13 protein-coding genes are annotated in these 10,788 nt (G+C 62.2%); 6 read left to right on the forward strand and 7 right to left on the reverse strand.

Going from position 1 to position 10,788, the window contains the following annotated elements; all coding sequences use genetic code 11:
* Positions 1-13: 13 nt before the first annotated feature.
* Positions 14-1,099 carry a TDT family transporter gene (locus MTX36_RS28000; protein WP_243622930.1) on the reverse strand — a complete coding sequence of 362 codons (1,086 nt, stop codon included), beginning with the start codon at positions 1,097-1,099 and terminating at the stop codon, positions 14-16.
* 90 nt (positions 1,100-1,189) lie between these two features.
* On the opposite strand from MTX36_RS28000, the gene MTX36_RS28005 reads away from it, so the two are divergent.
* On the forward strand, positions 1,190-2,098 hold the full coding sequence (locus MTX36_RS28005) for a LysR family transcriptional regulator (protein ID WP_243622931.1): 909 nt from the start codon (positions 1,190-1,192) through the stop codon (positions 2,096-2,098).
* Between the two features lie 4 nt (positions 2,099-2,102).
* Here MTX36_RS28005 and MTX36_RS28010 read toward each other — a convergent pair whose 3' ends face one another.
* Complete coding sequence (locus MTX36_RS28010; protein WP_243622932.1) at positions 2,103-2,567, reverse strand: tRNA (cytidine(34)-2'-O)-methyltransferase; 465 nt, start codon at positions 2,565-2,567, stop codon at positions 2,103-2,105.
* Positions 2,568-2,687: 120 nt separating this feature from the next.
* Here MTX36_RS28010 and MTX36_RS28015 point away from each other — a divergent pair, with 120 nt between their 5' ends.
* Positions 2,688-3,392 (forward strand): excalibur calcium-binding domain-containing protein, encoded by a 705-nt coding sequence (locus MTX36_RS28015; protein WP_243622933.1) that lies wholly within the window; start codon positions 2,688-2,690, stop codon positions 3,390-3,392.
* Between the two features lie 42 nt (positions 3,393-3,434).
* A complete protein-coding gene (locus MTX36_RS28020; RefSeq protein ID WP_243622934.1) occupies positions 3,435-4,040 on the forward strand; it encodes a pentapeptide repeat-containing protein in 606 nt (201 codons plus the stop codon).
* A 10-nt stretch (positions 4,041-4,050) separates the two neighbouring features.
* Here the strand turns inward: MTX36_RS28020 and MTX36_RS28025 are convergent, their stop codons facing one another.
* Positions 4,051-4,560 carry a GNAT family N-acetyltransferase gene (locus tag MTX36_RS28025; protein WP_243622935.1) on the reverse strand — a complete coding sequence of 170 codons (510 nt, stop codon included), beginning with the start codon at positions 4,558-4,560 and terminating at the stop codon, positions 4,051-4,053.
* Between the two features lie 31 nt (positions 4,561-4,591).
* Between MTX36_RS28025 and MTX36_RS28030 the strand changes: the two genes are divergently transcribed.
* A complete protein-coding gene (locus MTX36_RS28030; protein WP_176459572.1) occupies positions 4,592-5,449 on the forward strand; it encodes a bifunctional methylenetetrahydrofolate dehydrogenase/methenyltetrahydrofolate cyclohydrolase in 858 nt (285 codons plus the stop codon).
* A 5-nt stretch (positions 5,450-5,454) separates the two neighbouring features.
* Positions 5,455-5,739: a DUF3017 domain-containing protein gene (locus tag MTX36_RS28035; protein ID WP_243622936.1), complete on the forward strand. Its 285-nt coding sequence runs from the start codon at positions 5,455-5,457 to the stop codon at positions 5,737-5,739.
* Positions 5,740-5,747: 8 nt separating this feature from the next.
* Here MTX36_RS28035 and MTX36_RS28040 read toward each other — a convergent pair whose 3' ends face one another.
* Together MTX36_RS28040 and MTX36_RS28045 are read right to left on the reverse strand one after the other, a co-directional pair.
* Complete coding sequence (locus tag MTX36_RS28040) at positions 5,748-6,323, reverse strand: SWIM zinc finger family protein (protein ID WP_243622937.1); 576 nt, start codon at positions 6,321-6,323, stop codon at positions 5,748-5,750.
* Entirely contained in the window at positions 6,323-8,155 is a 1,833-nt protein-coding gene (locus MTX36_RS28045; RefSeq protein WP_243622938.1) for a DEAD/DEAH box helicase, read from the reverse strand. Before MTX36_RS28045 ends, MTX36_RS28040 begins: the two co-directional genes overlap by 1 nt.
* Positions 8,156-8,350: 195 nt before the next feature.
* Between MTX36_RS28045 and MTX36_RS28050 the strand changes: the two genes are divergently transcribed.
* Positions 8,351-9,355 carry a hypothetical protein gene (locus MTX36_RS28050; protein WP_243622939.1) on the forward strand — a complete coding sequence of 335 codons (1,005 nt, stop codon included), beginning with the start codon at positions 8,351-8,353 and terminating at the stop codon, positions 9,353-9,355.
* Between the two features lie 4 nt (positions 9,356-9,359).
* Here the strand turns inward: MTX36_RS28050 and MTX36_RS28055 are convergent, their stop codons facing one another.
* Together MTX36_RS28055 and MTX36_RS28060 are read right to left on the reverse strand one after the other, a co-directional pair.
* Entirely contained in the window at positions 9,360-10,439 is a 1,080-nt protein-coding gene (locus MTX36_RS28055) for a homoserine O-acetyltransferase (protein ID WP_243622940.1), read from the reverse strand.
* A 53-nt stretch (positions 10,440-10,492) separates the two neighbouring features.
* Positions 10,493-10,788, reverse strand: a 296-nt coding sequence (locus MTX36_RS28060) for a PLP-dependent transferase (protein WP_243622941.1), incomplete at its 5' end; no start/stop codon positions are given.

Here is a 10,788-nt window from a genome sequence, read left to right on the forward strand (position 1 = left end):
TCCTCCCGTTGGGCTAGGCGGCGGCCGGCAGGACGCCACTGCGGATCGAACCCACGGTGCGGCTTGCCACCGTTGCCCAGATGGGGATCAGTGCAACCAGCAGCGTGACGGCCACAGCGAGAACCAGTGGTGAACCGGTGGCGACTCCGAAGGCGCTGGCGCCGACGGCACAGGCGCCGATCGGAAAGGTGAAACTCCACCACCCGAGCGAGAAGGACAAGCCGCGTCGCAGCGCCTGAACGGTGATCGTCGTGACGGTGATGAACGCGACGACGCCGAGCGCTCCGACGACCGTTCCATACGCAAGTCCGAATGTGTGTAAGGCGGCAGCGGTGTGTGCGTCGAGAACATTCTGCGACGCTGCGGCCAGGAGGTTGGATGCACCGATCGACTGGCCGATCACGCCCAGCGGAATCCACAGTGAGGGAATGGCATTGAACGGAATCGCATCAATTCCGCGAGCGCGATTGTCGGCGAACTGGCGAGCGACAGCGACGATGATGACGATCGCTGCCGTCAGGGCCATCGCGAACAGGACGTAACAGAACACGAGAACCGACGTGCGCAGCGCACCTTCGGGCAGATGCGACGTGACTGCTGCTCCCGTCGTGGCGGAGACCATCGGCGGTACGACGGGCATGAGCCAGAACGGCATAGCCGTCGCCATACCGGCGTCGCGGGCCAACCGAACCATCATGACGACGTACGTGCCGAGACCAAGCGCGGTACCCAGAACCCACAGAGTCAGTGAGAAGGCGATCGCGACGCCGTGGCCGAGAAAGATTTGACCGGTCGTCCCCGTCGCTGAACCCACAGTCAGCAGTGCCATTGCCACGGCCCCGTAGAACGGGAACATCGCGGGACTGCGCATGTACGCCAGAGCTTGATCGCGATGCGATGTCCAATGCGCGGCAAAAGCGCCCACCAATGCGACCAAGATGGCAACAGCCAGGAACCAGAAGACCTCCGCCACAATCTTCAATGCCGCGACCTCGGGTTCGAGGGATGCCGCCGCCACCGACACGATTCCGGTTCCCATCGCAGCCGCGAACCAATTCGGGGTGATGTGCGCGAAGGCGGACTGCGGTGCGATGTTCATGCACTCCAGTCTGGCCGGAGCCGATTCGTGCCGGTAGACGGCTCGGTCTTGAATGCCCACAATTGGCGGTTGTGGGTTTAATCTGAACCTATGTTGTCTCCTCGGGTACCGGAACTCAGTGCGCTGGACGTGCTGCGTTCGGTGGCTCGTCTGGGAAGCATGGGAGCAGCCGGTCGCGAGCACGGACTCAGCCAGCAGGCTGTCAGTGCGCGGGTTCGGTCCGTCGAGCGGCAACTCGGAATCAAGGTCTTCGATCGAGCTGCCACTGGTGTGCGGCCGACAGCCGAAGGTGGGCTGATCCTCGAATGGGCCAGCCACATACTTGTCACCGCCGAGGAAATGGCGTCCGGTGTCGCCGCACTCCGTGGGGAGCGAGACGCAGCAGTCACCGTCGCCGCGAGCATGACCATCGCCGAGTATCTTGTCCCCGGCTGGACCGTTGCGATGCGTCACAAGTTCCCGAACGTCGTCGCATCGGTCAGTCTCTACAATTCTTCCGACGTGTCAGCTCAGGTCCAGGCCGGTAAAGCTGACATCGGCTTTGTCGAGGGACCGGACGTGCCGTCGGCGCTCGCGTCGTGTGAAGTGGCGCGTGATCATCTGGTGGTCGTGGTTCCGCCGGAACACGAGTGGGCGCGCGGCGCACCGGTGCCGATCGCCGAACTTGCACGAACCCCGCTTATTCAGCGCGAATCCGGATCGGGCACCCGCATGACCCTCGAGAATGCGGTGCCGGGCTGCGTACCGCCGATGCTCGAGCTCACCTCGTGCACCGCCGTCAAAGCTGCCGTGGTCGCGGGCAATGCCCCGGCGGTGCTCTCGTCCCTTGCTGTCGCGGCAGATCTGACCGACGGCAGGCTCGTGGCCGTCAATGTCGAAGGTCTTCGGATGCCCCGACGCCTCCAGGCCGTGTGGGATCCGGTGCGTGGCTTACGCGGCGCGGCAAGAGATTTCCTCGATATTGCGCTCGGATCCAACGCTGCCGTTCACTCGCACTGACGGGTTAGACCGCACCCTTGAAGCCGTGCTGACGCCAGGCCTCATACGTCACGAGTGCTGCTGCGTTGGACAGGTTGAGTGACCGTCGACCTGGCAGCATCGGAATCCGCAGGCATTCGGTGATGTGAGCGTCCGCCAACACTTCCTCGGACAAACCCGTCGGCTCGGGACCGAACAGCAAGACATCGCCGGGTTGATAGGCAATGTCGGTATACGACGTAGTTGCGTGCGCGGTGAACGCGAACACCCGCGCCGGGAGGACTGCATCCCACGCGGCCGCAAGATTCTCGTGAACGGTGACCGATGCGAGATCGTGGTAATCCAAGCCGGCTCGTTTGAGTTTCGGCTCGGACAGGTCGAATCCCAGCGGGCCCACCAGGTGCAGTTCACAACCGGTTCCCGCGACCATGCGGATCGCGTTTCCGGTATTGGGTGGGATTCGGGGCTCGTGGAACATCACTCTGAACACCACCGGAACCCTACCGTGCCTGGGTGACGTGGCTACGAAGCCGACCTTTTGCCATTTAGGTAATAAACCAGACGGTTTGTGAGAACCTATCGGCTGCACTCCTCTCAGAACGGACATTTTATGAATCCCCCCGCCGGTTGGAACCCAGATCCCGTCGACCCGAGTATCGATCGATACTGGGACGGACAGAAGTGGACGGGGGAGACCCGACCCAAGGTGGTCGACACCTTCAATGGTGCCGATGCTCCGACGCAGGTCTTCGGCGCACCGGGTGCTGCAGTGCCGGGTGCCGACGTGCCGGATCCCGCGGCGCCTGCCAGCCGGAAGCGCAAGTGGCCATGGATTGCCGGTGCAGCGGGCGTGGCAATGGCAGGGTTTGTGGCGATCGGAGTTACCGGCGGATCAGGGGAGTCCGAAGGGTCGACGAAGCCCGTAGTGACCTCTTCTACGACAGTGGCCGCGACTACGACGAAAACGACGACTGCAACAACGACGAAGGCCACGACTACGACTACGACGACGGTTCCGCCGACCACCACGACAACAGTCCCGCCGACAACAACGACCGTCGCACCGATGCCGTTGGTCCCGCAGGTGCGGGCGACTACGACGACGCCTTACGTTCCACCGGCACCGGCGTATGTGCCGCCGCCGACTACCGAGCCCGTGTACGTTCCGCCGCCTGCCAAAGCGCCGAATGCCGGAGTGAGCTACGCGAACTGCACTGCGGTGAAAGCAGCTGGTGCCGCACCCATCTACCGAGGCGATCCGGGGTACTCGTCGAAGCTCGATCGTGACGGCGACGGCGTTGCCTGCGAGAAATAGCCGTTTGCGGCGATGTTGGTGCTTCGGTGCAGTATGTAAGTCATGCTCCCCGAAGAAACCGACATCGTCGGCGAAGACTATTCCGATGCGCGTTTGTCCGGCCAGACCTGGAGTCAGCGCACATTCACCAATTGCAATTTCCGCGATGCAGACCTGACGGGCATCAACACGGAGTCCGTGGTCTTCACCGATTGTGATTTCACCGGAACCGATCTGGGGGAGTCCGTTCACGTCGGAACGGCGTTTCGGTCATGCAACTTTGCGCGGACAAGCCTGTGGCACAGCACCTTCCGTAACTGCAGTTTGATGGGTTCAACCTTCGAGGGATGCCGGATCCGGCCGCTGACCCTCGAAGAGGTCGACTTCTCGCTCACCGCTCTGGGCGGCGCCGACCTGCGCAAGATCGATTTCACGTCGTGCCGGTTCCGCGAAGCGAACCTCGTCCGCACGGATATGCGAGGTGCAATTCTTGCATCGGCAGATCTCACCGGTGCTCGGACCGGCGGTCTCAAACTCGAGGGTGCAGACCTGCGGGGCGCACGGATGGACGCGAGTCTGTGGACTTCCGCCACAGTTGGAAACGCCCAGATCGAATTGATGCAGGCTGTGTCGTACGCGTCGGCGCACGGACTGGTTGTCGACATCTAGCCGGTGTTGGCTAGCGGATGAACTCCCGCGCGAGCAGGTCCATGAGTAGGCCGTTTTTCCAGACTCCGGTGCGGTCGCGGGAGTATTCGCGCATCACTCCGACGTCCTTGAAACCCACTGACCGGTAGCAGGCGATCGCGGTTGTGTTGTCGACTTCCGGATCGATGATCAACCGGTGGAATTTCAGGGCATCGATAAGATGAGCGCACAGAACGCGGATGGTTTCACGGCCGAACCCGCGACCGTGGAAATCCGGATCAAGGAATAGATCGAGCCCGGCGTGGCGGAAGTCCGGGTCGTCCTCGGCGTACCACTGGATGAATCCGATCAGCTGTTTGCCGTGGAAAACGCTGTATCGGATGGCGCCGGGTTCGCGTGCGCTCGGCCAGTCTGCGTCGGGATTCTGCCACCACTTCACCACGTCCGGGTGCAGGTGAATGGCCCGCAGCCGGGAGTGATGATCGGGCTCGACGGGGGTGAGGAGCACCCTCGGACCGCGTAGTTCCGGAGCCGTTGTCACTCACCGACCATAACCTGGAACAATGGTCGCCGTGACTGCAACGATCCTCGACGGCAAAGCTACCCGCGACGAAATCTTCGAAGACCTGAAGGTGCGGGTGAGCGCGCTGAAAGCAGCGGGCATCACGCCCGGCTTGGGCACCATCCTCGTAGGCGACGATCCCGGATCCGCTGCCTACGTGCGCGGAAAGCACAACGACTGCGCCAAGGTCGGCATCAATTCCTTGCGACGGGATCTTCCTGCGGACATCACGCAGGAAGAGCTCAACGCCACCATCGACGAGCTCAACGCCAACCCCGAGTGCACCGGCTACATCGTGCAGTTGCCGTTGCCCAAGCACCTCGACGAGAACGCCGCCCTCGAGCGCATCGATCCCGACAAGGATGCCGACGGCCTGCACCCGGTGAACCTCGGACGGTTGGTTCTGGGTAAGGAAGCTCCGCTGCCCTGCACTCCGCGCGGAATCCTGCACCTCCTGCGCCGCTACGAGGTCCCGATTGCCGGCGCCCACGTTGTTGTCGTCGGACGCGGAATCACCGTAGGCCGCCCCATCGGCCTGCTCCTGACGCGCCGCAGTGAAAACGCCACAGTTACTCTCTGCCACACGGGAACTCGCGATCTGGCTGCCGAAGTTCGCCGCGCCGACATCATCGTCGCAGCGGCCGGAGTGCCCGGACTGATCACGGCTGACATGGTCAAGCCCGGTGCCGCGATTCTCGACGTCGGTGTCAGTCGCACCGACGACGGATTGCGCGGCGACGTTGCCGCCGACGTCAACGAGGTTGCCGGCTTCGTCTCACCCAATCCCGGTGGAGTGGGCCCGTTGACGCGTGCGTTCCTGATCACCAACGTGGTCGAGCGTGCCGAGCGAGTCCTGGCCGGAGCCTGAATCTCATGACCTCACCGGTCGGCCTCGTGAAGAAGAATCTGCCCATGATCGTGGTTCTCACCGTGATCGCAGCAGCTTTTGTTCTTGTCCTGGCCGATCGGTGGCGCCGTGGCTCTCTGGTTTTGGGAGTGGCGGTCATCATCGGTGCTATTGCGCGATGGTTTGTATCGGAGGAACGCGTCGGGCTTCTTGCCGTGCGCGGCAAGAAGTTCGACACCGCAGCGATGGGTGTGATGGGCGCATTGATCGTCCTGCTGGCGTTGACGATCGACCCGCTCGGGACAGACTGAGTGAGCAGTCAGCTTCCGTAGAACGCCGATACGTCGATCTCGCATATCGGAATCCACTCGCTCTGGGCTGTCGTGGCTGCTGACCGCGTGGCTTTCTGGCGTTTAGTGCGCAGAGTGACTGCCAGCGAGGGCTCCTCGTCGATCCTGCCGGCCAACGCGTACAGCACGGCGAGGTGATGAACACACGGTGAGCGTTTTCCGGAGCAATCGCACGTGGCTGTGCATTCGGAAATGCTCACGGCGACAGCAATCTCGAGAGCGCGAAGATCTGCGACAACGCTGTCCGGCAGCTCCCCGGTCGACACGGACCGGTTCTTCGTGCCGGCAGCCTTCAGCAGGCGCTGGGCTGCGTCGGATTCCTTCTTCTCCCAGAGCGGCACCGTAACAACAACAGTCGATGTCTTGCCCTTGGCAGTGACCGTGCCGGAGACGTTTCCGGCGGAGATGTCCGTCAGCGTTACTGCTCCGTTGCGCGCCAGCGTGCGTGCGGTTGGCAGCGAAGGATTCGGCTTCGAGGATGCTGTTTGTTCTACGGTTCGCAACCACACCCGGCCCCACGCTGTCACTCCGAATTCGTTGGCCATCAGATGATCACCGCACCGTCGAGTTCGAGGAGTTCACGCAACTCGGTGTCCGGAAGATCGGCGAGTGCCGCTTCGGAGTTACCTGAAATCGATTCGGCTACAGAGCGTTTCGACTCGTGCATGGCGGCGATATGATCCTCGACGGTTCCTCCGGTGATCAGCGTGTGGACGTTGACGGTGCGCCGCTGACCGATGCGGTGTGCACGGTCGGTGGCCTGATCTTCGACGGCCGGATTCCACCAGCGGTCGTAGTGGACGACGTGGTTTGCGCGGGTGAGATTGAGGCCGAATCCTGCGGCGCGCAAACTCAGGATGAGTACCGGCGACGACTCGTCATCCGTCTGGAAAGCTTCGACCATTTCATCGCGTTTCGCAACGCTCAAGCCGCCGTGCAGGAATGGAACGTCGCTGATCCCCAACTCTGATCCGAGGTGCTTCGACAACAGTTCGCCCATAGTTCGGTACTGGGTGAACACCAGCGCGCGATCACCGTCGTCGACGATCTCGGTCAACATTTCGGTTGCGCGATCAAACTTTCCGGACCGTCCGTGCATATCGTCGGAATCGCCGGTGACCTGCGCGGGGTGATTGCACACCTGTTTGAGAGTGGTCAGTAGGGCAAGAACGTTGCCGCGCCGCGTGATTCCCGTTCCTAGTCCAGTATCGAATGCATCGGCAACCGCCGCTCGGTAGATCCGTGCTTGCTCCGACGTTAAGGTGCACTCGACGGTGGAGAACTGTTTGGGCGGAAGATCCTTGGCAACAGCATCTTTGGTTCGACGCAGCACATAGGGTTCGATGATGGTCGCCAACCGTGTTGCGGCAGAGCCGGAGCGACCCGTTTCGATTGGAATTGCAAAGCGCTGCCGGAATCGCGCTCGAGTTCCCAGAACACCGGGATTGGCTACTTGGAACAATGACCACAGTTCTTCGAGGCGGTTCTCGACAGGCGTTCCGGTCATTGCTACTTTCACGTCCGCACTCAAACGAGTCGCAGCCTGTGCTGCCAAAGACGACGGATTCTTGATCTGCTGAGCCTCGTCGAAGATCGTCGAGGCCCACTGGAATCGCTCCAATTGCTCTGAATCCGAACGCAAGACGCTGTAGCTGGTGAGAACGACGGTACCCGGATCTAGATCTGGGGGAAGGCGCCGGCTTGCCCCGTGGTGGACCACAAGGGTGAGATGCGGTGCAAATCGGTTGATCTCGCGTCGCCAGTTTCCGATCACCGAGGTTGGGCAGACAACGAGGTGGGAGCCGTGGGTGGCCCTGATCGCGATCATCGAAATGGCTTGCAATGTCTTGCCCAGCCCCATTTCGTCGGCGAGGATGCCACCGCCGGATTCGGTCAACGCTGTCAACCAGGCCACGCCCTGAATCTGATAGGGACGCAGTGTTGCCTGGATTTGGGCGCGTTCGAGTTCGTCGCGGATGGTCAGTGCGTGAATGAGGTGCGTCGCAGTCGACGTCGCACTCTTGATAGCGATGTCGTCGCGGTAGAGCGAGGCGTGCCCCGCCGCAGGCATGGAATGTGGTTCGCGGGTGTCGATCACTCGCTTCCAGGCGCGCACGGACTCGCCGATGCCGGGCTGACCTTCGGGCAGTGTCCGCAACGACTGCACTGCTTCGGCGAACTCGATCACCTGAACCGCGACTTCGGTCGGCGTGATGACATCGTCGATCGGAACTGCCATTCGGTAGGTGGCCGGCGTTCCGACCGGGAGTCCCAGAGTTTCGAGTTCACCAGCCGGATCAGCGACACCCCAGAACGCGAACGCCATGTGTTCAGGCAAGTAGGTTGCCTGCAGTCGATCAGGGCGCGGTTGAGTCACGGTCGCCGATGTTAGCTGGGATCAGTGACCGGGCGCTAACGGATTCGCCGCGAAAACACGCTGATCACGTGTGGTTTTCCCGACATTGACGGAATGTGATAATTCCGCTCTGGCCGTATTGCGATGTTTCGGCTGGGTAGCTGGTTAGCATTGTCCGCAGCGTCGGACGGCGCGCGGCTCACGAACGAGGACAGTATGAAACGACGGAACGCTTTCTCAGGTCAACACTTTCGAAGACTAGCTGCGGTTCTTACGGTCGGTGTCCTGGCGCTTGCCACGGCCACGGTTGCTGTTGCTGCGCCGGTCGGAGTCCCGGTCAACAATGCCGGCCACATCGCAATGTGGGGTGGAACCACCGAAAGTCAGCGTGACGGACTCCCCGCCGGTGGCGGTGTCACCGCGATCGCTGCCGGTGACCATCATTCGGTGGCCTTGACGGCCGACGGTCACATCACCGCGTGGGGGCAGAGTGTGTGGGGGGAACGTGAGAATGTTCCGACCGGTGGTGGCTTCACCGCGATCGCTGCGGGTGAGGATCATGCTGTAGCGCTCACCGCCGATGGTCGCGTCGCCGCCTGGGGAAGCGAGGAATTCGGGCAGCAGGACGACTTGCCGATACGCAGCGGTTTCACCAAGATCGCTGCTGGTACCTACCACGCTCTGGCATTGACCCCCGAAGGCAAGATCGTGACTTGGGGAAGTAAGGAATTCAAGCAGCGTGACGGTATCCCGACTACAGGAGGGTTCCGTGCGATTGCCGCCGGCAACTTTCATTCGGTGGCATTGACTTCCGACGGTCACGTCACCATGTGGGGTGGCAAGAACGAAGGTCAGCGTGACGGACTTCCGACTGTTGGCGGCTTTACCGCGATCGCAGCCGGTGAAGACAACACTCTGGCGCTGACCGGTGACGGTTACATAGTCGGATGGGGAAACAACGACTACGGACAGCTCGACGGGATACCGCTGGAGGGCGGTTTCACCGCGATCGCCGTCGGCTTCCGACATTCCGTGGCGTTGACCGCGGACGGTCACATCGTCGTGTGGGGGAACAACGAGAACGGGCAGTTCGACGCACTCCCGACCGGCGGCGGCTATACCGCAATCGCCGCCGGTGCGTACCATTCGGTGGCTCTGGACTCACAAACCGAGGCCGCACCGACTGGAACCGGATCGCTGGGGAGTCTGACCGGAAGCTGACTGCTCAGCGTCCCGAGCGGGCCAATTCCATTGTCCGACGCAATAGTTCGGCTACGGCGCCGGCTTCCGTGAGAAAACCGTCGTGACCGTCCTTGGACTTGAGAACTTCGAGGCCGGTGCAATTCGGGATTCCCGCTGCCATTTCTTCCTGAAGGCGCAGGGGGTAAGCGCGATCGGAATCGACTCCGCCAACAACAACCGGCACGGTGATCGATGCCAATGCAGCAGCGATGCCACCGCGTCCCCGGCCGATGTCGTGACGATTAACGGCCTCGGTCAAGAGTACGTATGTGCCGGGATCGAAACGTGCCACCAGCTTGTCGGCCTGATGCTCCAGGTAGCTCTGCACTGCGTACCGTCCACCATTCCAAGGGTTTTCGTTTCCCTCGGAGGCATTCTCGAAACGAATGTCGAGTTCGGCTTCGGCACGGTAGGTGAGGTGCGCAATGCGCCTCGCGATGCCGAGTCCCGCACGAGGTGAGCGTCCGGTCCCGTGGTAATCGCCGCCCTGCCAGTCAGGGTCGGACATGATGGCTGCGATTTGTGTTGTCTGCGTACCGATTTGATCGGCGGTAGCGCGTGAACCCGTTGCCAGAATCAAAGCGGAGAGCAGGTTCTCGGGGTATGACACGGCCCATTCGAGAGCGCGCATCCCGCCCATCGATCCGCCGACAACCGACGCAAGCCGGTCGATACCGAGGAGATCCATCAGCTTTTTCTCCGCCGTGACCTGATCGCGGATGGAGATGGCCGGGAACCGGCTGCCCCACGGTTTGCCGTCCTCGGCAAGGGAACTCGGACCAGTAGTGCCTCGGCAACCGCCCAAGACATTGGTCGCGATGACACACCATTCGCCGGTGTCGACGGGTTCGCCGGGGCCGATCATCCCGTTCCACCAGCCGGGGGAGGGCTGAGTGTCCGTTACCGGACCGGTGACATACGAGTCGCCGGTCAGTGCGTGCTCGACCAGTACGACGTTGTCGTGGTTCGGCGCCAGCTCACCCCATCGTTGGACGGCGAGCGAGACAGAAGGCAGTACGGCGCCGCTTTCGAGTTGAACCGATCCGATCTCGATGATCCCCATCTGGCCTCCGGGCGGAGGCAGGAGGTCGATTCTGGGCCGCGCTTCGTTTACCGTCACGAGGTTGCCGCCGCTGCCAAACCGGTTTCGAGGTCGGCGAGGATGTCGTCGATACCTTCGATACCGACGGCGAGACGCACCAGGCCGGGGGTGACGCCGGCAGCGAGCTGCTCTTCGGGGGTGAGCTGCGAGTGCGTTGTCGACGCGGGGTGGATGACGAGGGAGCGGACGTCACCGATGTTGGCGACGTGACTGTGCAGGGTGAGGGCGTTGACGAACTTCTTGCCGGCGTCGACGCCGCCGGATAGTTCGAAGGTGACGATGGCGCCGGTGCCCTTGGGGGTCAAGGTCT

The organism is Rhodococcus sp. ARC_M6, assembly GCF_022810305.1.
Lineage (GTDB): Bacteria > Actinomycetota > Actinomycetes > Mycobacteriales > Mycobacteriaceae > Rhodococcus_F.

Coding starts and splice junctions, on each gene's coding strand:
- MTX36_RS28000 (WP_243622930.1), bottom strand. CDS start 1,099: ATGAACATCGCACCGCAGTCCGCCTTCGCGCACATCACCCCGAATTGG.
- MTX36_RS28005 (WP_243622931.1), top strand. CDS start 1,190: ATGTTGTCTCCTCGGGTACCGGAACTCAGTGCGCTGGACGTGCTGCGT.
- MTX36_RS28015 (WP_243622933.1), top strand. CDS start 2,688: ATGAATCCCCCCGCCGGTTGGAACCCAGATCCCGTCGACCCGAGTATC.
- MTX36_RS28020 (WP_243622934.1), top strand. CDS start 3,435: ATGCTCCCCGAAGAAACCGACATCGTCGGCGAAGACTATTCCGATGCG.
- MTX36_RS28035 (WP_243622936.1), top strand. CDS start 5,455: ATGACCTCACCGGTCGGCCTCGTGAAGAAGAATCTGCCCATGATCGTG.
- MTX36_RS28040 (WP_243622937.1), bottom strand. CDS start 6,323: ATGGCCAACGAATTCGGAGTGACAGCGTGGGGCCGGGTGTGGTTGCGA.
- MTX36_RS28050 (WP_243622939.1), top strand. CDS start 8,351: ATGAAACGACGGAACGCTTTCTCAGGTCAACACTTTCGAAGACTAGCT.
- MTX36_RS28055 (WP_243622940.1), bottom strand. CDS start 10,439: ATGGGGATCATCGAGATCGGATCGGTTCAACTCGAAAGCGGCGCCGTA.